Here is a 25,953-nt window from a genome sequence, read left to right as displayed (position 1 = left end):
GAATTGAAGTATCACGTGCTTTATCCGATACAACGACAAACGGAGCCGGCCATGATCGACTTCTACCTGAATGGCGAACGACGTCGCTGCAGCGACGTCACCGCCGACACCAGCCTGCTCGAATTGCTGCGCGTGCATCTCGGGCGCACCGGGACCAAGGAGGGCTGTGCCTCCGGCGACTGTGGCGCCTGCACCGTGGCCATCGGCGAGCCGGATGCCCTGGGCGAGCTGGTCTACCGCAACGCCAACGCCTGCATCCTGCCCGCCCATCAGATCGACGGCTGCCACCTGGTCACCGTGGAAGGCCTGGCGCGGGGCGACGCACTGCATCCGGCCCAGGCCGCCATGGTCGACCACCATGGCAGCCAGTGCGGATTCTGCACACCGGGCATCGTGATGTCGCTGTTCACCCTCCATGAAGAGCAGCGTCGCGCCCCCGCCCCCTTGACCCAGGAGCGCCTCGAGGCGGCGCTGGGCGGTAACCTGTGCCGCTGCACCGGCTATCGACCGATTCGCGATGCCGCCCTCAGCATGGCCGACTACCCCGACGTCCAGCCTGCCTGGGCCGACGATCCCCACCTGAGCAGCCATGTCGCCTGGCTGCGCCGTCCCGAGGGCGGCGAGTCGCCCGCTGCCGGTCATTATGTCGCTCCCCAGGATATCGCCGCCCTGCGCGACCTGAAGCGCCGGCGCCCCAAGGCGCGCCTGGTAGCCGGCGGTACCGACCTGTGGCTGGAAACCACGCAGCAGCTCAAGCCGCTCGACGACATCATCGACGTGCGCCAGGTCGCAGAACTCACCAGCATCGACGAGACACCTGACGGCTGGTGGATCGGTGCGGCAGTGACACTGGCCGACATGACCCCACTGCTCGCCGAGCACTACCCGGCCTTCGAGCACCTGATGCACCGCTTCGCCTCGTCGCAGATCCGCAACCGCGGCACACTGGGCGGCAACATCGCCAATGCCTCCCCCATCGGCGACACCCCGCCGGTGTTGCTGGCCCTGGATGCCCGGCTGCGCCTGGACGGCCCGGATGGCGCTCGCGAGCTGCCGCTGTCGGATTTCTTCCTCGATTACCGCAAGACGGCCCTGGGCGAGAACGAGTTCATCGCCGCCATCTTCCTCCCGCGGCCGACACCGGCGCAGAATCTCAAGGTATGGAAGTTGTCCAAACGCCGAGAGGACGACATCTCGGCGGTGCTCGCCGCCTTCGCCTGGCGGCTCGATAACGGCGTGATGCGTGACGTCCGCCTGGGCTTCGGCGGCATGGCCGCCATCCCGCGACGCGCCACCAAGACCGAGGCCGCCTTGGAAGGGTGCGCGCCCGACCCCGCTATCTTCGCTGCCGCCCGCGCGGTGCTGGGCGAGGAATTGACACCGATGAGCGATGTTCGCGGCAGCGCCGAGTACCGCCGCACCGCCGCTGGCAACATGCTCGAACGCCTGCGCCTGATGATCGAGGCTGACATGCCCCCCGCCGAGGCGACACCCAACAACAACGACGCTGCGACCAAGGTGACTCTCGATGCGTACGCTCACTAGGCTCTCCCCTTCACCCGACACGACAGAGCGCCAGGGATCGGCCGGCGCGCCCCGCGCCCATGAGAGCGCCGTCAAGCACGTGACCGGCCGCGCCGCCTATATCGACGATCTGCCGGCCCCGGCCGATACGCTGCACGTCGCGCTCGGCCTGTCCCCGGTGGCCCATGGCTGGCTCAATCGCCTGGATCTGGAGAAGGTCAGGTCCGCGCCCGGCGTGGTCGATGTCATCACCCTGGCGGATGTTCCCGGCCATACCGACATCGGCCCGGTCTTCCCGGGGGATCCGATCTTCGCCGGCGACGAGATCAGCTATGTCGGCCAGTGCCTGTTCGCGGTCGCCGCCGAGAGCCACAAGGCCGCGCGGCTGGCCGTCAAGGAAGCCGTGGTCGAGATCGACGAGCGACCCGCCTGCCTCGATCCGGTGGCGGCCACCGAGCGTGAGGAATTCGTGCGGCCCACCCATGTCCAGGAGCGCGGCGACTGGCAGCGTGCCCTTGATGGCGCGCCTCATCGTCTCGAGGGCGAGCAGTTCGTCGGCGGCCAGGAGCACTTCTATCTCGAGGGGCAGGCCTGCCTGGTGGTGCCCACCGAGGATGAAGGCGTGATGGTCTACACCTCCAACCAGCATCCCAGCGAGACGCAGAAGCTGGTCGCCGAGGTACTCGACATTCCCTTCCACGCCGTGACCATGGAGATGCGCCGCATGGGCGGCGGCTTCGGCGGCAAGGAAACCCAGGCCTCGCCCTGGGCCTGCATCGCCGCCATCATCGCCCGGCGCACCGGTCGCGCCGCCAAGCTGCGCCTGCCGCGCGCCGAGGACACCCGCGCCACCGGCAAGCGCCATCCCTTTCACAACCGCTACCGTCTCGGCTTCGACGAGCGCGGCGTACTCGCCGGCGGTGAGATCACCGTCATCGGCGACTGTGGCTATTCACCGGATCTCTCGGATGCCGTGGTCGACCGTGCCATGTTCCATGCCGACAATGCCTACTCGCTCGGCGACGCCCGGGTCACCGGCCATCGCGCGCGCACCAACACCGCCTCCAATACCGCCTTCCGTGGCTTCGGCGGCCCCCAGGGCATGATGATCATCGAGCGGGCCATGGATGACATCGCCCGTCATCTCGGCGAGGACCCGCTGACCATCCGCAAGCGCAATCTCTATCGCGCCGCGGACGACAGCGGAGCGGCCCGCGATGTGACCCATTATGGACAACGCGTCGAGCAGTTGAGCCTGCTGCATGACATCGTCGCCCAACTCGAGACGAGCAGCGACTACTGGCAGCGACGTCGGGAAATCACCGCCTTCAATGCGACCAGTCCGATCATCAAAAAGGGCCTGGCGCTGACGCCGGTGAAATTCGGCATTTCCTTCACCGTGCAGCACCTCAACCAGGCCGGCGCCCTGCTGCTCGTCTACACCGACGGCAGCGTGATGATCAATCACGGCGGCACCGAAATGGGTCAGGGCCTGCACACCAAGGTCTGCCAGGTGGTCGCTCGGGAGCTTGGACTCGACCTGGAACGCGTGCGTATCAGCGCCACGCGCACCGACAAGGTGCCCAATACCTCGCCCACCGCCGCTTCCAGCGGTGCCGATCTCAATGGTCAGGCCGCCCGCGATGCAGCGAGCAAGCTGCGCGAGCGACTCTTCGATTTTGCCGCCGCACATTTCGACCGGGAAAACGGTGGACTCGACCGGGAGGCCATGCGCCTGGAAGACGGCCACCTGGTGGCCGGCATCGGCGAGAGCGAACGGCGCATCCCCTGGGGCGAATTGACCCAGGCCGCCTACATGGGCCGCGTCTCGCTCTCCGAGAAAGGCTTCTACGCCACGCCGCTGATTCACTATGACCGTGCCAGCGGCCGTGGCCGTCCTTTCTACTACTTCGCCCATGGTGCCGCCGTGGCCGAGGTCGAGGTCGACACCCTGTCCGGCGAATATCGGCTGAGCCGCGCCGACATCCTCCACGACGTCGGCGACTCGCTGAATCCAGCCATCGATATCGGCCAGATAGAGGGTGCCTTCATCCAGGGGATGGGCTGGCTGACCAGCGAGGAACTCAAGTGGAACGACGCCGGACGACTGGTCTCCGACGGTCCCTCCACCTACAAGATTCCGGCCTTCGGCGACCTGCCACCGACCTTCAATGTCGAGCTGCTGGAGGGGCACCCCAATTCCCAGGCCAGCATCTACCGCTCCAAGGCTGTGGGCGAGCCGCCCTTCATGCTCGGCATCTCGGTCTGGTCGGCACTGCGCGACGCCCTGGCCAGCCTGGTCGACTATCGCGAAAGCCCGGCGCTGGACACCCCGGCCACCCCGGAGCGCGTGCTGATGGCTGCCGAGACATTACGGCGACGCGCCGAGGACGCCACCAGCCCCAGGAGATCCGACCATGCCCCGGCATGACAGCGCGGCCGCCGGGGCATGGCATGCGGCCCTCGACCGGCTGCAGCGACAGGCCCGTCCCCATGCCCTGGCCAGCGTAGTGGGCACGGCGGGGTCCACGCCACGGGAGCCCGGCGCCAAGATGGTGATCACCCCGGACAGCGTCCACGACACCCTCGGCGGCGGCAGCTTCGAGTTTCAGGTGATCGATGTCGCCCGTGCCGCCCTGGCCGGCGGCGAGGGCGGCAGTCACCTCGAGGCCTTCCCGCTGGGCGGTCGCTCCGGCCAGTGCTGCGGCGGCTACGTCCACGTGCTGATCGAGGTCTTCACCGGCGCCGAGATGACGGTGGCACTGTTCGGTGCCGGACACGTGGGCCGGGCACTGGTCGAGATACTCGCTCCACTGCCCTGGCGTTTGCTGTGGTTCGACAGCCGGGACGATGCCTTCCCGAACGAGCTCGATCATCACGAACGACTGAGCTGTCGGCGCATCGCCACCGGTCCCGAGGGCATCGACGTCGCCAGCGCCGTGGACTCGCTACCCTCTGGCTGCCATGCCTTGGTGATGACCCATGATCACGCCGAGGATCGTGCCCTGGTCGACGCTCTGCTGCGGCGCGGCGACTGTGCCTCGCTCGGCCTGATCGGCTCGGCCTCCAAGTGGGCGAGCTTTCGCCGACGGCTGGCCGACGCCGGTCACGATACCGCTGCCCTGGACGGCGTGCGCTGTCCCATCGGCATCCCCGGCGCCAAGGGCAAGCGTCCCTACGAGATCGCCCTGGCGACTGCCGCCGAACTGCTCACGCTCAAGCCGGATGTCCAGCGCCCGGACCGGCTCGGCGTGGCCCCCGAGGTACTGCGTGATGCCTTTACGCCACCACGCGACTAGACAGGTTGCTCTGACGGATCCGCGACGAGGCGCTTTCCCGACGACAAGGTGAAGCGAAGTTCATCCGCCATGAACGGTGGATGTAGCGCCCTCACGAAAGCTCGTCGACGGCGGCCAGGCCCCGTTTGCCGGATGCCAAAATGACTGGAGAATGCTATGACTAACCCCCGACCCGCCATGCGCGTCCTGCGCGGCTCCCTGCTGAGCTTCGACGCCGATCCCGGCGACGGCGACAGCCCCACCTCCGGCAGCGTGCGCTATCACGAGGACGGCGCCCTCTGGCTCGACGAGGGCCGCATTCGTGCCGTCGCCGACTACACCGAGCTGGCCTCTCGCCTGCCCGCCGGCATCGAAGTGGTCGACTACAGCGGCAAGCTGATGATGCCGGGCTTCATCGACACCCATGTGCATTACGTCCAGCTCGACATCATGGCCTCCTACGGCCGGCAACTGCTCGACTGGCTCAACGAATACACCTTCCCGGAGGAATGCCGCTTCGCCGAACGCGCCCACGCCGAGAGCGTCGCCGAGGCCTTTCTCGACGAATCCTTGCGGGTCGGCACCACCACCGCCCAGGTCTTCTGCACCTCGCATCCCGGCTCCGTCGATGCCTTCTTCCATGCCGCCCGTCGACGCGGCCTGCGCATGCTGGCCGGCAAGGTGTTGATGGACCGCCACGCTCCGGATGGCCTGCTCGACGACACCCTCGGCGGCCTCGCCGACAGCGAGCGCCTGATCGCCGACTGGCACGGCCGAGACCGTCTGGGCTATACCCTGACGCCGCGCTTCGCCCCGACCTCCACCCGCGAACAGCTCGATGCCACCGGCGCGGTGCTGAGAAATGCGCCCGACCTGCACCTGCAGACCCATCTCTCGGAGAATCTCGGCGAGATCGACTGGGTCGCCGAGCTCTTCCCCGAGTGCGAGGATTACCTGGGCGTCTACGAACGCTTCGGCCTGGTCGGGCCACGCAGCACCTTCGCCCACGGCATCCACCTCACCCAGCCGATGCGACGCCGACTGGCCGATGCCGGGGCCAACATCGCCTTCTGCCCCACCTCCAACCTCTTTCTCGGCAGCGGCCTCTTCGATCGCCAGGCCTGCCAGGAGGCCGGCCTGGCCACCAGCCTGGCCAGCGACGTGGGCGGCGGCACCGACCTCTCGGGACTCGGCACCCTCAAGGCCGCCTATCAGGTCGGCCAGTTGCTCGATCAGCCGCTGACCGCCTGGCAGGGGTTCTATCGACTGACCCTCGGCAACGCCCGCGCCCTGCATCTGGATGAACACATCGGACGGCTGCGCGAAGGCGGCGAAGCCGATATCGTGGTGCTCGATCCCGAGGCCACCCCGCTGCTCGCCAGGCGCACCGCCCGCTGCCGGACGCTCGCCGAGCGACTCTTCGCCTTGATGATGCTGGGCGACGACCGTGCCGTGCACGCTACCTGGGCCAACGGCGAATGCGTCCATCAACGTGATGCCGAACACCCGGCCGCCGCGATGGCCAGTTGACCCACTCGCCACCACCCCGACACATCGGTGGTCTTTACAGGGCACACCGACACCACCACACCCATGGGGTTTCGCCATGACGATGCTCCATGGCGTGGCATCGACCTCTGTGTCGACTCTGTGACATGGTAGGACAACGCCATGGAAGAAGGCCTCTTCCCGGTATCCGGGACGATCGCTTCATTGACGCAAGGGACATGCTGTGACGACGCCCGTCTTTCTCGCCGTGCTGGCCAGCGCCTTGATGCACGCCAGCTGGAATGCACTGGTCAAGGTCGGCCTTGACCGCCTGCTGAGCATCTCATTGATCCAGGTCGGCTGCGGCGTCATCGCGCTGTTCGGCATGGCCTTCGTGCCATTGCCCAACACCACCGCCTGGCCCTGGCTGATGGCCTCCGTGGTCCTGCATCTCGGCTACAACATCTTCCTCGCCCGTTCCTATCGGGGTGGCGATCTGGGCCAGGTATATCCCATCGCGCGAGGCTGTGCGCCCCTGCTGGTCACGCTGATCGGCATCGGCCTGCTCAGCGATCAGCCCTCATCACTGGGCTATGCCGGCATCGCCCTGCTGGTCCTCGGTATCCTGTGCATGGCATTCCCTGGAGGACGTCGCTACCGTCTCGAACGCACCTCGCTGGTCAATGCACTGATCACATCCGCCTTTATCGCCGGCTATACCCTCGCCGATGGCAGTGGCGCACGCGCCAACGGCGACGCCGTTGGCTATGTCATCTGGCTGTTTCTGCTCAACGGTTTCGCCATGCTCCTGGTCCTGGTCGTCCTGCACGGCCCCCGAACCTTGCCGCAACTGGGTCGCCACTGGCGGGTCGGGCTGATGGGAGGCGCCCTTTCCCTCGGTGCCTATGGCGTTACCATCTGGGCCATGACCCAGGCGCCAATCCCCCTTGTGGCGGCGCTGCGCGAGACCAGCGTTCTGTTTGCCATCGCCATCGGGGTGGTCTGGCTCGAGGAACCGCTGCGCCGGGAGCGCCTGCTGGCCGGCGGGCTGATCCTGGCCGGTGTGACGCTGAGCCACTGGGGATGATGGCATCCGCTCCGCCACCCGGCTGTATTGCATCGGCGGGCTTGGCAATCGGGCGGCTAGTCGCAACTCGCCAGTCGTTCGAGCAGCTCGTCGCGACGTGCCTCGCTCATGAAGGCCGCATCGATGGCGTTGCGCGCCAGATCGACGAAGACATCGCGTGACCAGCCGAAGGCCCGATGACAGGCCTCGAAGTTGTCCAGCATGCCGCCGCCGAAGTATGACGGGTCGTCAGAGTTCAGGGTCAGGGTCAGGCCGGCTTCCAGCAGCCGCGGCAAAGGATGGTCATCAAGCCGTTCGACGACCTTGAGGCGCAGGTTGGAGAGCGGGCAGACCGTCAGTACCGTACCCTGCTCGCGCAGGCGAGCGACCAGCGCCGGATCCTCCAGGCAGCGCACGCCATGATCCACCCGACAGACATCCAGCACGTCCAGCGCCTCATGGATGTACTCGGGCGGCCCCTCCTCGCCGGCATGGGCCACTCGGGGCAACCCGAGGGCTCGTGCACGTTGGAAGACCTCGGCGAACTTGGCCGGCGGATGGCCAAGCTCCGCACTGTCGAGGCCAACGGCATCCAGGATCTCCCAGTAGGGTTCGGCACGCTCCAGCAATTGCATCGCCTCCTCGGCGGGCCTGTCGCGCAGAAAGGCCATGATCATCGCCGAGGACATGTCGAGCTCGCGCTCGGCTCGCCGGCGGGCCTGGCCAAGCCCTTCCATCACCGTTTGCAGGGACACGCCCCTTGCCATGTGGGCCTGGGGGTCGACGTGCATCTCGACATGCACCACCCCTTCGTCATGGGCGCGTTGGAAGTAGTCCATGGCCAGGTCGTGGAAGTCGCGCTCGGTGCGCAGTACGCTCATGCCCTGATAGTACAGGTTCAGGAACGACTGCAGGTCCGCGAAGTCGTAGGCGGTACGCACCTCGTCCTCCGAGGCGTAGGGCAGGCTCACGCCGTTTCGTTCGGCGAGCGCCATCATCAGTTCGGGCTCCAGGGTGCCCTCGATATGCAGATGGAGTTCGGCCTTGGGCAGACGCTTGAGGAAGTCCCGCATGAGTCACCTCGTTCGATGCTTTGCCCTATCCTGAAAGATTCCGAGCCTTTGCGCAAAGCGGTCGCCCAGTCCGGGCCTGCAGCTCGAGCGTTTGCGTCACGCCAGGCAGGGGCATGGCCTCATCGTCACGACGATGCGAGAGATAGATCACGGTTCTATCCGTCAACCAGGCATCGAGCCGCTCGGCCAGTCGCCGTGCGGTGCCCGCATCGAGCCCGGTGAAGGGTTCGTCGAGGATCACCAGGCCCGGGTCGCGCAACATCAGGCGCGCCAGCGCCAGCCGCCTCGCCTGTCCGCCGGAGAGACGTCGTCCCCCTTCTCCCACCCGAGTTTCGAGGCCACGTGGCAACGTTCGTGCCCACTCTCCCAGTTCGACGTCGTCGAGAAGACGCCACAAATACTCGTCGGAAGCCGCGGGGTCGCCCAGCCGCAGATTCGCCGCCAGGCTGTCGTCAAACAGCTCGCTGCCCTGGGTCAGCATGGCCAGGCGGCGACGCAGAGCCTGCCCCTCGGCGTGTTCGATGTCGACACCACCCAGGCGCACACAACCGCTGTCGGGAACGAGCTGACCGGCGATCAGGGCCGCCACGCTGGACTTGCCGACCCCGGAAGGGCCACACAGGGCAAGTCGTTCCCCGGGCGCAAGATGCAGCGAGAAATCGTCGAGAGTGGCAGTCAGGGCACCAGGATAGCGCAGGCCGATACGCTCCAGGTCCACGGAGAGCGGCCCTGCCGACGGCAAGTGGCCGTCCGGCAAGGTTTTCGTCGGTCGTCGCGAGGCTTCCAGAGCATTGAGCCGCTCGGCAGCCGCCTGGGTGGCACCGAACTGGGTAAAGGCCATGGGCAGCGCCATCAGCGCTTCGCTCATTGCCAGCACGGCCAGTGGCATCATGACCATCAGCGGGCCGGACAGGGCCTCGCTCGCCCACAGCTGCGCGCCCAGCCACAAGGCGAGCACCCAGGTCAGGCCGACTGTCAGGCCCGCCAGCGCCGTGCCCAGGGCCGACAGTCTTCCCAGCCGACGCTGATCATCGCGCAACCTCGCCTCAATGGTATCCAGTCGCCGACGCTGCTCGGGCAGCGCCCCGTGACTTTCCAGCTCCGCCATTCCCGACAGATGCTCGATCACCCGTCCGCGCAGGCGTTCAAGCTCCGTCACGCGTCGCCGGCTGGCCGCCAGTCCAAGACGCGCCTGGCCAAGCGTCAACCAGCACCAAATCAGCCCTAGCATGACTCCCGTCGCCAGTCCCACCGACGGCGCCCAGAGGGCCAGAAAGGCGCTCAGGCCAAGAATTGCCAGCAAGGCCACCAGGGCCGGTGCCAGCAAGCGCAGGAAGAGGCTGTCCAGGGTGTCGATGTCAGCAGTCAGCCGATTCAGCCAATCGCTGGCACGGCGCCGGCTCAGCCGGGCGGCATCGAGATCGGCCAGGACCGCGAACATATGGCCGCGCAGATCGGCCAATAGCCGCAGCACCGTGTCATGGTTGTACAGTCGCTCCAGGTAGCGTGCCACGGTGCGAGTGAGCGCGAAGGCACGAATGCCGCCACCGGGCACGTAAACGTCCAGCATCGCCGCGCCACCCGACGCCAGCACCAGCCCCGTCAGGGCGGTGGCGGTGATGAACCAGCCCGAGAGCGCCAGCAGCCCCAGCGCCGCCACCAGGGCCAGCAGCATCAGAGCCGCCCCCGTCAACAGGCGACCGCGACGCCGGCCGAGATGGACGAACCAGGGGCTCAGCGTGGCCACAAGGCCCGGTGCCCGATCAGCCATGTACCACCTCCTCGCTTTCGCGCCTCTCGCCGGCGCCCTCCCGGGACAGGGACAACCGGCGTGTCGCCAGGGCCAGGGGCGCCGGCCGGTGACTGGCGATCACCAGAGTTCGGCCCTGCTCGACCAGCACCGAGAGTGCCTCGAGCACTCGGGCCTCACTGCCGTCGTCCAGACTCGCCGTGGGTTCGTCCAGCAACACCAGAGGTGCCGGAGAAAGGAAGATGCGCGCCAGAGCCAGGCGATGGGCCTGGCCGCCGGAAAGCCCGACCCCACGCTCGCCGAGCGGCGTGCCCAACCCCTCGGGCAAGGCTTCGAGCAACTCGCCCAGACCGACGCACCGCAAGGCATCACGCAAGGCGGCCTCGTCCGCCTCGGGAGCCGCCAGGCGAAGATTGTCGGCCAGGGTGCCATGGATCAGCAGAGGACGCTGATCCATCCAGGCCACCCGCAGGTCGGGGGCAGCACGGTGCCGTCCCGAGGCCGGCGCGATGAAACCGGCCATCAGTTGCAACAGGCTCGACTTGCCAACGCCGGAAGGACCGCTCACGCCCAGTATCTCACCGGCACGCACCGTCAGATCCAGGGGACCAAGCACCCGACCCCGTTCCGGATACGACACCGTCACGGCTTCCAGTTCCACCAGGGCATCGCTCCGGCATGGCAGTGGCGCTTCGTCGCTGCGCGGCGGAACTTCATCGAGCAGCGCCACCATCCCCTCGGCCGCTCCCAGGGCAGCGGCACGGTCATGATAATGCTGGGACAAGGTGCGCAGCGGCTGGAAGAACTCCGGCGCCAGCAGCAACACCAGTAGGCCGCTGAACAGAGTCAGCTCATCGGCCGGTCCGAAGCGGATATAGCCGAGCAACCCAAAGCCAACATAGATGGCCACCACGGCAATGGCCACGGCGGCGAAGAACTCCAGCACCGCCGAGGAAAGAAACGCCAGGCGCAGGGTGCGCATGCTGCGTATTCGGTAGTCCTCGGCGGCGGCATGCACGTCTCGAGTCGCCTGGGCACTGGCACCGAAGAGCTGCAAGGTGGTGATGCCCCGCACCCGATCGATGAAATGGCGAGAAAGTCGCGACACCGTATCGAACTGTTCCCGGTTGAGCCGCTCGGCCCCCATGCCCACCAATGCCATGAACAGGGGAATCAAGGGGGCAGCCAGCAACAGGAACAGGGCTGCCAGCCAATCCAGCCAGACCACGACGCCCAGGATGACCAGAGGGATCGCCACCGCCAGGCGCATTTGCGGGAGAAACCGCGCGATGTAGCCGTCCAGCGCTTCGACCTGGTCGACCACACGATTGGCCAGGCTGGCGCTATGATGGTCGGCCAGTCCGACCGGGCCGAGACGCTCGAGGTGATCGAGCAATTCACGGCGTGCCCTGGCTCGCACGCCCAGGCTGGCGGTCAGGCCCGCACTTTCCTGTCCCCACTGGGCCAAGGCGCGCAGCATGACCATGACCACCAGAGCCACGAACCCTGTCATCAGCGATGCAGGTGCGGCACCTTCGATCAGCATCGAGCTCACCAACCAGGCCAGCGTCGCCATCTGAGCGATGGTCAGCAGTCCCGCCGCGATGCCTGCGAGCACCGCCAGTGCCAAGTGGCGACGCTCGCTCCTGGCCAGCCTGGCCAGCCAGGCGCGAGGTGTCAGTTGTCCTTGCATGTCGCGCCCAGGCTCAGTGATAGCCTTCGCCCTCCCGGACCTTGCCGCGGAACACCCAGTAGGTCCAGGCGGTGTAGGTCAGCACGAGCGGAATCACGAACAGCACGCCAAGCAACAGGAAGAGCTGCGACTCGGGCGCCGAGGAGGCGTCCCAGATGGTGTAGTCCGGGGGTACGATCACCGGCCACTTGCTGACCACCAGGCCCAGATAGGTGAAGACGAACAGGCCGAGTGTGGCGATGAAGGGCTGGCCTTCGCGACGCTGGCGCACGGCGCGCCAGACCAGTGCCGCGCAGGCCAGCGCCAGCAAGGGGAAGATCCAGATCCAGTGCAGATGCCCGAACCAGCGCTCGCGCACCGCCTCGTCGACGAAGGGCGTCCAGAAACTGATGATCGCGAAGACGGCCAGGACCGCCACCAGCAGCTTCGGTGCCAGGCCATAGGCCCACTCCTGGAGGCGCCCTTCGGTCTTCATGATCAACCAGGCAGCCCCGAGCAGCGCATAGCCCGCCATCAGGCCCAGGCCGGTCAGCACCGTGAAAGGTGTCAGCCAGTCCAGTGGACCACCCACATAGACGAAATCCTCGACGGCGAACCCCTGGATATAAGCGCCGACCACTACCCCCTGGGCGAAGGAGGCTACCGCCGACCCCCAGCAGAAGGCTCGATTCCACCAGTGGCGATTGCGATGCGACTTGAAGCGGAACTCGAAGGCGATGCCCCGGAAGATCAACCCGGCCAGCAGCAGGAATACCCCGAGGTACAGCGCTGGCAGGAACACCGAGTAGACCAGCGGAAAGGCCGCCAGCAAACCGGCGCCGCCCAGAACCAGCCAGGTTTCGTTACCGTCCCAGATCGGCGCCACCGAGTTCATCATCACATCACGCCCGGCTTCGTCCGGCGCGAAGGGAAAGAGAATCCCCACGCCTAGGTCGAAACCATCCATGAGCACGTACATGATGACCCCGAAACCAATGATCAGGGCCCAGATCAATGACAGATCGAACATTTCCATGGCTCAGCTCCTGCCCGGTTGATTGGCGGCGTCCTCGAAGGACGCATGAGCGGCAGACAACGGACGTGCGGGACGCTCCACCTCGTCGTGTGGCTCGAGATCAGGCAGCATCCCCTGGCGCACCACGCGGGTGAGGTAGTAGAAACCGGCCCAGAACACGATAGCGTAAACGGCGATGTATCCCACCAGGGTCGTCAACGCCATCCAGCCACTCAGCGAAGGCGTGAGGGCCTCGGTCTGATCCATCACTCCATAGACCAACCAGGGCGCGCGACCGACTTCCGTCACGAACCAGCCAGCCAGCACCGCCAGGAAGGGCGACACGCTCATCAGCCGCATCAATTGCAGGAAGCCACGCTGGTCGTACAGGCGACCCTTGACGCGCAACCAGAGCCCGGCCAGGGCCACGGCGATCATCGCCCCCCCCAGGGCCACCATCAGACGGAACGACCAGAAGACCAGCCATACGGGCGGCTGCTCCGACGGCGGCACCTCGCTGAGCCCGGGCACCTCGCCGGCGATGTCGTGCGTCAGGATCAGGCTCGCCAGTCCCGGAATGCCGAACTCGACGAGATTTTCCTGGGCCTCCTTGTCCGGCCAGGCGAACAGCAGAAGCGGCGTGTGCGTCTGTGTCTCCCAGTTGCCTTCCATCGCCGCTACCTTGGTTGGCTGGTGTTCCAGGGTGTTGAGACCATGGAAGTCCCCCACTACGGCCTGGGTGGGCGCCAGAACCAGCAGCAGCCACAGGCACATCGAAAAGGCCTTCCGGTTGGCCTCGACGTCGCGCCCGATCAACAGGTACCAGGCACTGACCCCGGCCACCACGAAGCCTCCGGTGAGGAAGGACGCCAGCACCATATGCGCGAAGCGATACGGGAAGGAGGGATTGAAGATCGCCTCCGACCAGGAGGTCACATGGAAACGTCCGTCGATGAGTTCCGTTCCCACCGGCGTCTGCATCCAGCTATTGGCCGCCAGGATCCAGAATGCCGAGATGAAAGTTCCCAGCGCCACCATGATGGAAGCGAACAGGTGAACCCCCTGAGGCACTCTCTTGCGCCCGAACAGCAGTACACCGAGGAAGGTCGCCTCGAGGAAGAAGGCCGTGACCACCTCGTAGCTGAGCAAGGGCCCAAGGAAGTTCGAGGCAGCAAAGGAGAAGTTGCTCCAGTTGGTGCCGAACTGGAAGGACATGACGATGCCCGATACCACTCCCATCGCGAACACCACCGCGAAGACCTTGGCCCAGAACACGGCCAGGCGTTCCCAGGCCGGGTTGCCGGTGCGGTAGAACAGCCCATTGAGCACCGCGAGGTAGGACGCAAGCCCAATGGAGAAGACGGGAAAGATGGCGTGGAAAGACACCACGAAAGCGAACTGCAACCGCGACAGCAACAGTGGATCTAGTTCCATGGCAGACTCCAGGTTCCTTCACTCGGAATGAAACGGAGACAGTTGAGCCTCCGCTCATGCAACAGCCTAGACGATAGACACGACCCTTGTATTGCGTCATGTCTCGAGCCCCGCCATCACGCGGCGGAAGTCGTCATGCCACCATGCTACTCCGGTGACGGATCAGACCTAGAGTGTCGTGTTGTCGCAGGTGACTAAACCGTACCTCCCTGCATGACCAGGCTGATCATGAAACCGGTATAGGCCAGATACATGGCCAGCAGCGCTCCGCCTTCGAGTCGATTGATCCGTCCGGCACGGTTCCGCCAGCCCAGGGCAAAGACCGTCATCAGGACGGTCATGGCCATCATCAGCGTCCAGTCACGCAGCAGCACCTCGCGTGCCACCTCGATCGGTGTGATCAGCGCAGCCAGCCCCACCACGCCCAGCGTATTGAACAGGTTGGAACCGACCACGTTGCCCAGCACCAGATCGTGTTCGCCACGCCGCAGGGCGCTGATCGAAGAGGCAAGCTCGGGCAAGGAAGTTCCCACGGCCACCACCGTCAACCCGATGATCAGATCGCTGACCCCAAAGCTCTGGGCAATGGACACCGCCCCCCACACCAGCAGGCGCGAGCTGACCACCAGCAGCAACAGGCCGAAGGCCGTCCAGAGCAGTCCAGCACGCAGCGACATCGGATGGGAGGCGATATCCTGTTCGGTATCCGCAGTCATCGCATCCTCGGGTGCTTTCAAGGCCTGCCATATGCTGAACCCGATGAAGGCCACGAGGACCAGCAGCAGCAGTCCTCCTTCGAACCTGCCCAGCACGCCGCCCAGCAGCAGCAAGGCCGACAGCAGGGTCACGCCCCCCAGGACCGGCAATTCGCGGCGAATCATGCTCGAGTGCACGGCAAGCGGCGAGATCAACGCCACCAGCCCGAGGATCAGCCCGATGTTGACGATGTTCGAGCCATAGGCATTGCCCAGCGCCAGCCCGGGATTGCCCTGCGCCGCCGCGATGACCGAGACCACAAGCTCGGGCGCCGAGGTGCCAAAACCGATCACCAGCATCCCGATCAGCAGGGGCGACAGCCCGAGGTGGGATGAGGTCGACGCCGCCCCATCGACGAAGCGCTCGGCGCTCCACATGAGCAGGATCAGGCCTGCCACCACCGCCAGAACGGGAAGCATCATGGTATCTCCATCGGAACATTCGGGTTCGTATGTTTGACTATGGCCCCCTCGGCGTCAACGTGACACACTTGAGTTTGTCTTCACCCTGGTGCCAGGAGGATGAGCGCCCAGTGCCAAGGCTGGCCTCTAGACCCATGACCATGCCCGGAAGGGCACCACTCGTCGACCAGGCTCCGCCCGAGACTCGAATCTCGCGGCGACGCCTGCGTGCCTGTCACGAGTGCGACTGGATGATGGCCCTTCCCCCGTTGCGCTCCGGCGAGCAGGCGAGCTGTCCTCGCTGCGGCCATGCCGAGGTACGTCGACACCGCTATCCCGCCCAGCGCAGCATGGCGCTGGCACTGGCTTCGCTGGTGACGCTCGCCCTGGCAGTGAGCTATCCCTTCCTCGGCTTCAGTGTCCGAGGGGTGGGAAACCGAATCGAGCTGCCCCAGTCGGCAACCGAGCTGATCGGTTACCACGAACCGATCGTGGCCATTGCCGTGCTACTGACCATCCTGGTGCTGCCCGCGCTCTATCTCATCGGCGTGATCTGGCTGCAGACGGGGCTGCTGCGCGGCACGCCGTTGCCGGCCAGCCGTAGCGTTGCCCGCTCCCTGGCGCACCTGCACCCCTGGATGATGGCCGATGTCTTTCTCATCGGCACCCTGGTCAGCCTGATCAAGATCGCCGGGCTCGCCGACGTGGAACTCGGTGCCGGCTTCTGGGCGTTCGGGACCTTCGTGGTCCTGCTGCTCGCCACCACCCAGTCCATCGACCGAGACTGGCTGTGGTTCGCCCTGGCCGGCGAGCCCAGTGCACCGGAAGGCAGCCGCACCGGCGAAACCGCAGCCGGCCAGGGGCTCACCGGCTGCGCCACCTGCGGGCTCGTCAATCGACTGGACACAAGCGGCAAGGGCCGATGCCAGCGTTGCGGAGAACGCCTGCACGTACGTCATCCCTACAGCCTGCAACGCACCTGGGCGCTCATCGCCACCAGCGCCGTGCTCTACATCCCGGCCAATGTCTACCCGATCATGACTACCACCAGCCTCGGCCGCCCTAACCCCTCCACCATCATCGGCGGGGTCGTCCAACTGATCGAAATGGGCTCCTGGCCGGTGGCCATGGTCATCCTGGTCGCCAGCGTGCTCGTGCCTCTGGGCAAGCTGATCGCCCTCTCCTGGCTTTGCCTGGTCGCGCCACGCGCCCATCGCATGAAAGCCCTGACCCGTACTCGGCTGTATCGCCTCACCGAATTCATCGGTCGCTGGTCGATGGTCGATATCTTCGTGGTGGCGATCCTGGTAGCCCTGATTCGCGCCGGCAACCTGATGTCGGTCACTCCCGGCCCCGCCGCCCTGGCCTTCGGCGGCGTAGTGGTGATCACCATGCTGGCTGCCATGAGCTTCGACCCCAGGCTAATCTGGGACGATCCGGACGAGCCTACCGGGAAACGCCTCACATGAAACAAGGAAGCGCTTCATGAACGATACTTCCCGCGACACTGAACGGGACGACGAACACCGTGCCCGCGCCACACGGCAAGCCAGGCTGTCGCCGATATGGATCGTCCCCATCGTGGCGCTGCTGATCGGCGCCTGGCTGGTATACGACAACTATGCCAGCCGCGGCCCCGTGATCACCCTCACCATGGATAGTGCCGATGGCATCGAGGCCGGCAAGACCCTCATCAAGACGCGCAATGTCGAAGTCGGCCAGGTCGAATCCGTCTCCCTCTCGGAAGATCAGTCGAACGTCGTCATCAAGGCCCGCATGAAGACCCAGGCCACCTCCATGCTGGTCGAGGACAGCAATTTCTGGGTGGTCAAGCCCCGAATCGGTCGCGAAGGCATCAGCGGTCTCAACACCGTGTTGTCCGGCGCTTACCTGCAGCTCGAACCCGGACAGAGCCACGAGGAAGCACGTACCTTCGAGGTCAGGGATCAACCGCCGGTGGCTCCGCCCGGCGCCGAGGGATTGCGCATCAACCTGGTCAGTCAAGTCGGCAACGCCCTCAGTGTCGGCGACCCCATCACCTTCCAGGGCTTCACCGTGGGCCGCGTCGAACAGGCCGACTTCGACGTCGAGACGCGACAAATGCACCACCGCATCTTCATCGAGAGCCCCTATCACCGCCTGATCACGTCCAACACCCGCTTCTGGAGCAGCAGCGGCATCGACCTTCGGCTCGACTCCCAGGGCGTCCGCGTCCAGGTCGAATCCATCGAAGCGCTGCTGGGTGGCGGCGTCACTTTCGGGGTGCCCGAGGATCTCCCGCGGGGCGAGACCGTGGAACCCGACACTACCTTCAAGCTTTTCGCCGACGAGGAAAGCGCTCGCCAGGGCACCTTCGACCGCTACCTCGAGTACGTGCTGCTGATCGAGGACACCATCCGCGGCCTCTCGAAGGGCGCGCCGGTGGAATTCCGCGGCGTGCGTATCGGTACGGTCACCAGCGTCCCCTGGAACTTCACCGCACCGCAGCCGGACAATCGTGACCGCCTGGCCATTCCGGTGCTGATCCGTATCGAGCCGCAACGCCTGGGCATCGACGATCAGGACCTGGACCTCGACGAATGGCGCGAGCGCTTCGATCGTCTGTTTGACCTCGGCCTGCGCGCTTCCCTCAAGAACGGCAGCCTGCTGACGGGCGCCTTGTTCGTTGACCTGACCTTCGATGATCAACGTGCCGGCGAGTATGAACCGGAAACCTTCGTCGAACGCACCGTCTTCCCCACCACGTCCTCGGGACTGGCGCAGATCCAATCCCAGGTCACGGCCCTGCTCGACAAGCTCAATGCACTCGAGGTCGCGCCGGTTTTGACCGGCCTGGAAAACAACCTGACGACATCGCAAGCCATGCTCGAGGAAGTGCGCGACCTGACCACCAGCATGCAGTCCCTGCTCGACGACCCCGGCACCCGAGAACTGCCGGGCAACCTCAACGCGACACTGCAAGAACTGCAGACGACGCTGGAAGGGCTCTCCGCCGACTCGCCGGCCTATCGCGAGCTGACCGACACCCTGGACCAGGTCGAGCGCCTGATGCGCGACCTGCAACCCGCGGCCCGCAAGATCAGCGAAGACCCCAGGGCCCTGCTGTTCGACAGCATCGACACCGAGGACCCGATGCCCCGCGCCCCCGACACAAGGAGTCAGCCATGATGCCTTCGAGAGGACTCACCGCCTTGCTCGCCGCCTCCCTGGCGGCCCTCTGGCTGAGCGGCTGTGCCACCAGCGGCACACCGCCGACCCACTACACCCTGCCCGACGCGCCGATAGCGGACGCCACTCCCGATGTCTCGGCCGACCGGCTGCTGGTGATACGCCCCATTCGGCTGGCCCGCTACCTCGATGTGGAGGGCATCGTCTTCCAACTCGACGACATCACCATCCAGCAGGCCCAGGGGCATCAGTGGGCCGAGCCACTGGGCCGCCAGCTCGAGCGTGGCCTGCGCGATCGCCTGGCCGCTCGCCTGCCCGGCACCCGGGTCATGCTCGACGGCGACACCACCCGGAGCGATACCCCCTTGGCCCTGCGGCTCGAGGTGGACCGCTTCCAGGGCCGACATGACGGCATGGCCGTGGCCGAAGGGCGCTGGCAACTGCGCAATGCCGACGGCGAACTGCTGTCCCTGACGCCCTTCAGCCTGACCACACCGCTCGAGACCGATGGTTATCCGGCGCTGGTCCAGGCGCTGGGGCAGGATCTGGACCGCCTCGCCGACCGGCTGGCCTCGGCGATCAAACGGCTGCGCTGACCGTACGACTATGGCATAATGGCGCCACTCGCGGCATCGCTGGTCCCTCCTGCCGCGTCTGACCCTATTCCCACGTCCCGATCCGGGACTGGCTGGCCGCCAGCGGCGGCCGGCACGGATCGAGACGTTGCTGCGGAGACTGCATGAGTTTTTCCGACCTAGGCCTGCGGGCCGAACTCCTGAGCGCCATCGAAGCTCAGGGTTATACCGAGCCGACCCCGATCCAGCGCAAGGCCATTCCTGCCGTGCTCGAAGGCGGTGATCTGCTGGCCAGCGCCCAGACCGGCACCGGCAAGACCGCCGGTTTCACCCTGCCGATGCTACAGCGGCTGGCGGATGGCAAGCGTCCCGCCAAGCGCGGTGTGCGCGCCCTCGTGCTGACCCCCACGCGCGAACTCGCCGCCCAGGTCGGTGAAAGCGTACGGGACTATGGCCAGCATCTGTCCCTGACCTCTCATGTGATCTTCGGTGGCGTCGGCCAACAGCCCCAGGTGGATGCCATCCGCCCGGGACTGGATATCCTGGTGGCCACGCCCGGCCGCCTGCTCGACCTTCATCAGCAGGGCCACGTCGACCTTTCCGGCGTCGAGACCCTGGTACTGGACGAAGCCGATCGCATGCTCGACATGGGCTTCATCCACGATATCCGCAAGGTGCTGAAGCTACTGCCGGCCAAGCGCCAGAACCTGCTGTTCTCGGCGACCTTCTCCAACGAGATCCAGACGCTGGCCAACCAGTTGCTCGACCGGCCGACCCTGATCGAGGTGGCACGTCGCAACACGACCGCCGAAACTGTCGAGCAGGCCGTCTACCGGGTCGATCGCGAGAAGAAGCGCGACCTGCTGGCGCATTTGATCCAGTCCCAGCGCTGGTTCCAGGTGCTGGTCTTCACCCGTACCAAGCATGGCGCCAACCGGCTGGCCGAGCATCTCGGCAAGCGCGACATTCCGGCCATGGCCATCCACGGCAACAAGAGCCAGTCGGCGCGCACCAAGGCATTGTCGGCCTTCAAGTCCGGCGACCTGCAGGTTCTGGTGGCCACCGACATCGCCGCCCGCGGCCTCGATATCGACGAGCTGCCCCATGTGGTCAACTTCGAGCTGCCCAACGTCGCCGAGGACTATGTCCACCGCATCGGCCGCACCGGTCGCGCCGGCAACGAAGGCCAGGCCGTATCGCTGGTCTGCGTCGACGAACACGGCCTGCTGAAGAACATCGAGCGGCTGATCAAGCGCGACCTGGTCAAGCACATCGAGCCGGGCTTCGAGCCGGACCCCAATGCCAAGCCGGAGCCGATCGAGAATGGCCGTGGCGGGCGTGGTCGCGGCGCGCGCGGCGGCAACGCCGGTGCCAACGACTCCGCCAAGCGTGATGCCCCCGCCGGGAGGAAGCGTCGGCGCCGCGGCGGACAGAAGCGCCAGCAGGCATAGCCATCCAGTGTGGCGGAGCACCGCGACTTGTGCGACGGTGATCCGCCATAGCCCTCATCCCATTCTGGATTTGCAAGGAACGCCATGGACACTCAAGAGCTGATCCGCGATTACCACCGCTGGCTCACCTTCCAGCGCCAGGCCAAGCTGGAGCGCGAGCACAATGCCGCCCTGCGGGAGCTGGAAAAGGCACGGGTCTCAGCAACGCGCATGACCGAAGCCTACCGCAGCATGGCCGAAAAGGCGGCCAGCGAAGGAGCCTGCTACCGGACCCTTTTCCTGCGCGAGCGCGAGGGCCAGGCCCTGACCTGCGAAGGCTGGCTGTTCGTCCGCCGAGTGTTGGCCGAAGGTGGCATGACTCGGGTACGCGCCACCCTGTTGCCCACCTTCACCCTGGAAGATGGCCTGCTGAACCCCGGCGATCTCCCCGCCGAGAAGCTGACCCTGGAAATCTTCGAGCAATTGAAGGTCGACAAGGGAATGGCCAGCATGGCCAGGGTCGACCGTGTCGACAGTAGCGGCGACACCCAGTTCATCACGCTGCTCGACAGCGCCCGGGGTGACCTGCGTCCACACCTCAAGTAAGCCTATGTCGAGCCTCCACGCCAGCACCGCATCCGAGAGACGGCTGCATCCCGCAGCCTTCTTCTTTCTGATGATTCTGGTCGGCCTCAATCTGAGACCGGCCCTCTCGTCCCTGGCTCCCCTGCTGCCACGCGTCGAAGCCCAGACCGACCTGACCGTGGCCGGCATCGGCGCCTTGACCACCCTGCCCGTGCTCTGCCTTGGCCTGTTCGCCCCTCTCGCGCCCTGGCTATCGCGTCGTCTCGGCCCGGAACGCACCCTGTCACTTGCCCTGCTGGTCCTGGCCCTGGGGCTGGGACTGCGTGGCCTGGCCACGCCGGCCTGGCTGTTCGCCGGAACCCTGCTGGTCGGCGCAGGCATCGGCGTGGCCGGTAGCCTGCTGCCGGCTCTGGTCAAGCGTGAACTGCCCCGGGGCGCCGACCTGATGACCGGCGTCTACACCATGGCCCTGTGTCTCGGCGGCGCCCTGGGCGCTGGCCTGAGCATTCCGATGGCCGATGCCTTCGGAGGCTGGCCATTTGCCCTGGTGGCCTGGGCCGGGCTCGCCCTGGCCGCGCTGATCGCCTGGCTGGTACTGATGCCGCAGCCGGGAAGTCCCGCGGTCCGCCCAGCGCCCACCGGCAATACCCGAGCCCTGTTGCGTCAACCCTTGGCCTGGCAGGTCATGATACTGATGGGCTCGCAGTCCTCGCTGGCCTATATCGTCTTCGGCTGGTTGCCCACTCTGCTGATCGAGCGGGGCTATGATGACGCCGAAGCCGGCTGGATGATGGCGGCCTCGGTGATGGTGCAGCTGATCTCGGCGCTAGTCGCCCCCTGGCTGGCTCGCCTGGGTCGCGACCAGCGACCGGCCCTGCTGCTGCTGTTGCTGATGGTGGCTTCCGGCCTCACCCTGCTGCTGATCGGCCCCGAGCCATGGCGTTGGGTTGGCATCGCCCTGCTGGGCCTCGGTCAGGGCGGCAGCTTCAGCCTGGCGCTGACGCTGATCGTACTGCGTACTGCCGACTCGCGCCTGGCCGGCAAGCTTTCCGGCCTTGCCCAGGGCGGCGGCTACACCCTGGCGGCCCTAGGGCCGCTGGCCGTGGGCATGATGCTGGAATTCGATCTTGGTCTGCTTGCCATCAACCTGGTGCTTCTGAGCATCGTCATGGTGGCCGTCGTCTTCGCCTTGCTCGCCGGGCGCAATCGCCGCCTGGAGACCGATGACGAAGGCCGACTGCTCATTCGCGACTACCGCTGATCGCACACCGAGCCGCGTTCAATCAGAAAGGAGCCCGCATGTCATCCTCTCGCGCCTCTCTGCTGGTGATCTACACCGGCGGCACCCTCGGCATGGTGGACAGCCCCCAGGGGCTGGTCCCTGGTCGCGATTTCGAGGACCGATTGCGGCGTGCCCTGGCCACCCTGTCACCAGAACGGCGCGCGGCACTGCCCGACTTCCAGATGCGGGAAACCTCCCGCCCCATCGACTCCAGTGCTGCCACGCCCGCCGACTGGCGCGACCTGGCGACACTCGTCGCCGACCACTATCAGGCCCACGATGGCGTGGTGATCCTGCACGGCACCGACACCCTGGCCTGGACGGCCTCGAGCCTGGCCTACCAGCTTCAGGGCATCGACCGTCCGGTGATCCTGACCGGCGCCATGGCACCGCTCGAGCATTCGGGCAGCGATGCGCTGACCAACATCGAAGCGGCCATGCGCTTTGCCACCGATGCGCGTCTCCAGGAGGTCGCCCTGTGCTTTGCCGGACGCCTTCTGCGCGGCGTGCGCAGTCGCAAGTGGCAGACTCGACACACCGATGCCTTCATCAGCCCCAATTACCCTCTGCTCGGCGAGTTCGTCGGCAATGACGCCGTGATCTTCCCTGGCCGCGGCCTGGAGCGACATCAACGCGGCGCGCCACGCTTCGAACTGCCCGATGTCACCGGCCTGGCCGAGGGTGGCGTACCACGCCTGGTTCTCTGGCCCGGTATCGCGGCCTGGCAGCTCGAGACCTGGTTGCTGGATGATCGTGTCCGGGGCGCTCTGCTCGAGGTCTGGGGAGGCGGCAATCTGCCGGAGGACCCGGCCATCCTGGGGGTGCTCGCGCGAGCCAGCGGAGAAGGCAAGTTGCTGGCCGCCATCAGCCAGTGCCCCCATGGCGGCATCAGCATCGGCGCCTACGCCGCCGGCCGAGGACTGGTCGACGCCGGCGTGCTGTCGGGCGACGATATGACCCCGGAGGCCACCGTCACCAAGCTGGTCCACCTCCTGGCCCAGCCACTGGATGACGACGAACGCCGCCGACGCTTCCTCACGCCCCTGGTCGGCGAACGCTCCACACCGGCCCTCGACGATTGAGCCGGGCGCACTCGCCCGACTACGTCTAGAGTGACATCAGAGTCGATCGTATCAGGACAGAGGAACCCGCCATGGAAGCCCCCGATCATCCCTTCAGCGAGCTGTTCGCACAGCTCGGCCTCGCCTCCGATCCGGACGCCATCAAGCGTTTCATCGAACGCAACGGCCCCTTGCCTGACGACATGGCCCTGCCCGATGCCCCCTGCTGGAACGAGGGCCAGGCCGAGCTGCTGCGCGAAGCGCTGGAGGCAGACGCCGACTGGGCCGAGGTAGTGGATCACCTGGATGCCTCACTGCGCAAGAAGAGCTAGTTACCTACCCCCTGCATTCACTTACGCAGTACTTCCCAAGCGGGCAGCGACCCGATCGAGTATCTGCTGGCTCACCCGGCTCACCAGCGGGCTGGCCGCGCGACGCACGGCCTTCTCGACCAGGCGATTCCTGATCTCGTATTCGAGACTCAGCGAGACTTCGGTCCCCTCGGGCACCGGCGTCAGGTGGTAGCGGCCGCGATTGCTCACGCCATCCACCGACTCCCAGGCCAGCACCTCCGGAGCCACCGACTCGGTGATCACCACATCGAAGGTCCAGTCCATGCCCACCGCCTTGACGTGCCACCGATAGCGATCTTCCCCCAGCGGCTCGATGGCCTTGATGAGGTCGGAATAGTCGACGAAGTCCTCGACCCGCTCGAGCAGGGCGAAGACCCGTTCAGGAGGCGCTTCGAGAATGGCGCTGTGTTCGATGGTGGACATGCTGTTTTCCCGTGTTGCGACGCCGTATCGTGCCGGCCCTTTCAGGGCAGGTCCCGCATCAGCAGCGCGTAGGCGATGCGTTCTTCGGGAATCGCCTCACCCGGCACCGGAATGCGCACCACATGCCCCGACCCTGGCGCGGCGCTCACCGATTCACCACGACGGTTCTCGATATGCGACAGCGTGAACCGCCGGTTGCCGCCGGGCAACATCAGCTCCACGCCATCACCGACTTCGAAGCGGTTCTTGACGTCGATCTCGAGCACGCCCCGCTCGGGGTCGTAATCCCGTATCTCGCCGACGAACTGCTGGTGGACACCGATCGAGTGGCCACGTTCATAGTTCTGATACTCGTCATGGACGTGGCGACGATAGAAACCTTCCGTATAGCCACGGTTGGCCAGGTTGTCGAGTTCGTCCATCAGGCGCATGTCGAAAGGACGGCCGGCCACGGCATCGTCGATGGCCCGGCGATAGACCTGAGCGGTGCGCGCCACATAGTAATGCGACTTGGTACGCCCCTCGATCTTCAGCGAGGTCACGCCCATCTCGGCGAGGCGCGGCACATGCTGCACCGCTCGCAGATCCTTGGAATTCATGATGTAGGTGCCGTGCTCATCCTCGTGCACCGGCATCAACTCGCCCGGGCGGCTGCGATCCTCGATCAGCGCCGAAAGCTCGTCCTGGCCTTCCACGCCGCCCGCCGTGGCCGTGCTCTCGGCGCTGCCGCCACCGCTGGCGATCAGCCCGGCGCCCTGCTCCGGGGTCCAGATACCACTGGCATCGTGGGCCCGGGCCGAGTTGGCCGGAACCAGGTCGCCGGTCTCGTCCTCGGATGCCGCCACGGTATTGTACTTCCAGCGGCAGGCATTGGTGCAGGTCCCCTGGTTGGGGTCGCGGTGATTGAAATACCCCGACAGCAGGCAACGGCCCGAATAGGCGATGCACAGGGCGCCATGCACGAAGGTCTCGATCTCGAGATCCGGACACTCGGCGCGTATCTCGGCGATCTCCTCCAGTGACAGTTCGCGGGACAGGATGATCCGGCTGATGCCCTGGCGCTGCCAGAACTTCGCCGCCGCGTGGTTGACCACGTTGGACTGCACCGAGAGGTGAATCTCCTGCTCGGGCCAGCGCTCGCGGATCATCATGATAAGTCCGGGATCGGACATGATCAGCGCGTCGGGGCCAGCCTCGATCACCGGCTCCATGTCACGCAGGTAGGTCTTCAGCTTGCTGTTGTGCGGCGCGATGTTCGAGGCGACATAGAACTGCTTGCCCCGCTCGTGGGCATAGGCGATGCCCTTGTGCAGGTTGTCGATCTTGAAGTCGTTGTTGCGCACGCGCAGCGAATAGCGCGGCTGACCAGCGTAGACGGCATCCGCTCCATAGGCGAAGGCGTAGCGCATGTTCTTGAAGGTGCCGGCGGGCGACAGCAGTTCTGGGGCTTTCATGGAGTCACCGTTGTCAGGACGATGGCACCGCCAGAAGTCCATGGCGGCGCTGAAATGAGGGCGCAGCATTCTAGCAACTGGGCGATGATCTGGCCAGAAAGCGCCACTTTCGGTAAGGTTGCCGCGCCGGACCGGATCCCGGCCATCAAATTCTCCGACATACAG

At 66.0% G+C, this 25,953-nt stretch carries 21 protein-coding genes; 13 read left to right on the top strand and 8 right to left on the bottom strand.

Annotated features, from left to right (window positions below):
- The first annotated feature begins 51 nt into the window (after positions 1-51).
- The 5 genes from xdhA to HSDC_RS02550 all read left to right on the top strand — a co-directional run bounded on the left by xdhA (position 52) and on the right by HSDC_RS02550 (position 7,377).
- On the top strand, positions 52-1,545 hold the full coding sequence (gene xdhA / locus HSDC_RS02570) for a xanthine dehydrogenase small subunit (RefSeq protein ID WP_064698345.1): 1,494 nt from the start codon (positions 52-54) through the stop codon (positions 1,543-1,545).
- Positions 1,529-3,955, top strand: a complete 2,427-nt coding sequence (gene xdhB, locus HSDC_RS02565) for a xanthine dehydrogenase molybdopterin binding subunit (protein WP_064698344.1) — start codon at positions 1,529-1,531, stop codon at positions 3,953-3,955. Before xdhA ends, xdhB begins: the two co-directional genes overlap by 17 nt.
- On the top strand, positions 3,942-4,823 hold the full coding sequence (gene xdhC, locus HSDC_RS02560) for a xanthine dehydrogenase accessory protein XdhC (protein ID WP_064698343.1): 882 nt from the start codon (positions 3,942-3,944) through the stop codon (positions 4,821-4,823). Before xdhB ends, xdhC begins: the two co-directional genes overlap by 14 nt.
- Positions 4,824-4,979: 156 nt before the next feature.
- On the top strand, positions 4,980-6,332 hold the full coding sequence (guaD, locus tag HSDC_RS02555) for a guanine deaminase (RefSeq protein WP_064698342.1): 1,353 nt from the start codon (positions 4,980-4,982) through the stop codon (positions 6,330-6,332).
- A 202-nt stretch (positions 6,333-6,534) separates the two neighbouring features.
- Positions 6,535-7,377, top strand: a complete 843-nt coding sequence (locus HSDC_RS02550) for an EamA family transporter (RefSeq protein ID WP_064698341.1) — start codon at positions 6,535-6,537, stop codon at positions 7,375-7,377.
- Positions 7,378-7,433: 56 nt separating this feature from the next.
- Here the strand turns inward: HSDC_RS02550 and HSDC_RS02545 are convergent, their stop codons facing one another.
- The 6 genes from HSDC_RS02545 to HSDC_RS02520 form a co-directional block, all read right to left on the bottom strand.
- The gene (locus HSDC_RS02545) at positions 7,434-8,429 is read right to left on the bottom strand and encodes an adenosine deaminase (protein WP_064698340.1); all 996 of its coding nucleotides are present in this window, start codon (positions 8,427-8,429) and stop codon (positions 7,434-7,436) included.
- 25 nt (positions 8,430-8,454) lie between these two features.
- The gene (cydC, locus tag HSDC_RS02540) at positions 8,455-10,200 is read right to left on the bottom strand and encodes a thiol reductant ABC exporter subunit CydC (RefSeq protein WP_064698339.1); all 1,746 of its coding nucleotides are present in this window, start codon (positions 10,198-10,200) and stop codon (positions 8,455-8,457) included.
- Positions 10,193-11,872: a thiol reductant ABC exporter subunit CydD gene (gene cydD, locus HSDC_RS02535; RefSeq protein ID WP_064698338.1), complete on the bottom strand. Its 1,680-nt coding sequence runs from the start codon at positions 11,870-11,872 to the stop codon at positions 10,193-10,195. Before cydD ends, cydC begins: the two co-directional genes overlap by 8 nt.
- 13 nt (positions 11,873-11,885) lie before the next feature.
- Complete coding sequence (gene cydB, locus HSDC_RS02530) at positions 11,886-12,887, bottom strand: cytochrome d ubiquinol oxidase subunit II (RefSeq protein ID WP_064698337.1); 1,002 nt, start codon at positions 12,885-12,887, stop codon at positions 11,886-11,888.
- Between the two features lie 3 nt (positions 12,888-12,890).
- A complete protein-coding gene (locus tag HSDC_RS02525; RefSeq protein WP_064698336.1) occupies positions 12,891-14,300 on the bottom strand; it encodes a cytochrome ubiquinol oxidase subunit I in 1,410 nt (469 codons plus the stop codon).
- Positions 14,301-14,494: 194 nt separating this feature from the next.
- Positions 14,495-15,478, bottom strand: coding sequence for a calcium/sodium antiporter (locus HSDC_RS02520; protein WP_064698335.1), 984 nt, complete (start codon positions 15,476-15,478; stop codon positions 14,495-14,497).
- 134 nt (positions 15,479-15,612) lie between these two features.
- Between HSDC_RS02520 and HSDC_RS02515 the strand changes: the two genes are divergently transcribed.
- From HSDC_RS02515 to HSDC_RS02480, 8 genes are all read left to right on the top strand, one after another.
- Positions 15,613-16,926 (top strand): paraquat-inducible protein A, encoded by a 1,314-nt coding sequence (locus HSDC_RS02515; RefSeq protein ID WP_064698334.1) that lies wholly within the window; start codon positions 15,613-15,615, stop codon positions 16,924-16,926.
- A 16-nt stretch (positions 16,927-16,942) separates the two neighbouring features.
- Positions 16,943-18,625 (top strand): intermembrane transport protein PqiB, encoded by a 1,683-nt coding sequence (gene pqiB / locus HSDC_RS02510; RefSeq protein WP_064698333.1) that lies wholly within the window; start codon positions 16,943-16,945, stop codon positions 18,623-18,625.
- Positions 18,622-19,221 carry a PqiC family protein gene (locus HSDC_RS02505; protein ID WP_244534400.1) on the top strand — a complete coding sequence of 200 codons (600 nt, stop codon included), beginning with the start codon at positions 18,622-18,624 and terminating at the stop codon, positions 19,219-19,221. The genes pqiB and HSDC_RS02505 overlap by 4 nt, the downstream gene beginning before the upstream one ends.
- A 143-nt stretch (positions 19,222-19,364) precedes the next feature.
- On the top strand, positions 19,365-20,651 hold the full coding sequence (locus HSDC_RS02500) for a DEAD/DEAH box helicase (protein WP_064698332.1): 1,287 nt from the start codon (positions 19,365-19,367) through the stop codon (positions 20,649-20,651).
- Between the two features lie 84 nt (positions 20,652-20,735).
- Entirely contained in the window at positions 20,736-21,236 is a 501-nt protein-coding gene (locus HSDC_RS02495) for a hypothetical protein (protein WP_064698331.1), read from the top strand.
- A 70-nt stretch (positions 21,237-21,306) separates the two neighbouring features.
- A complete protein-coding gene (locus HSDC_RS02490) occupies positions 21,307-22,476 on the top strand; it encodes an MFS transporter (protein ID WP_064698633.1) in 1,170 nt (389 codons plus the stop codon).
- 38 nt (positions 22,477-22,514) lie between these two features.
- On the top strand, positions 22,515-23,579 hold the full coding sequence (locus HSDC_RS02485; protein ID WP_064698330.1) for an asparaginase: 1,065 nt from the start codon (positions 22,515-22,517) through the stop codon (positions 23,577-23,579).
- 71 nt (positions 23,580-23,650) lie between these two features.
- Positions 23,651-23,890, top strand: coding sequence for a DUF2789 domain-containing protein (locus tag HSDC_RS02480; protein WP_064698329.1), 240 nt, complete (start codon positions 23,651-23,653; stop codon positions 23,888-23,890).
- 21 nt (positions 23,891-23,911) lie between these two features.
- On the opposite strand, the gene HSDC_RS02475 is transcribed toward HSDC_RS02480, so the two are convergent.
- Positions 23,912-24,334: an SRPBCC family protein gene (locus HSDC_RS02475; RefSeq protein WP_064698328.1), complete on the bottom strand. Its 423-nt coding sequence runs from the start codon at positions 24,332-24,334 to the stop codon at positions 23,912-23,914.
- Between the two features lie 41 nt (positions 24,335-24,375).
- A complete protein-coding gene (gene trhP, locus HSDC_RS02470) occupies positions 24,376-25,788 on the bottom strand; it encodes a prephenate-dependent tRNA uridine(34) hydroxylase TrhP (RefSeq protein ID WP_064698632.1) in 1,413 nt (470 codons plus the stop codon).
- Positions 25,789-25,953: the final 165 nt, after the last annotated feature.

Origin of the sequence: Halomonas caseinilytica, assembly GCF_001662285.1 — a bacterium.
Lineage (GTDB): Bacteria > Pseudomonadota > Gammaproteobacteria > Pseudomonadales > Halomonadaceae > Halomonas > Halomonas caseinilytica.
This window is presented reverse-complemented; position numbering and strand designations above follow the sequence as displayed.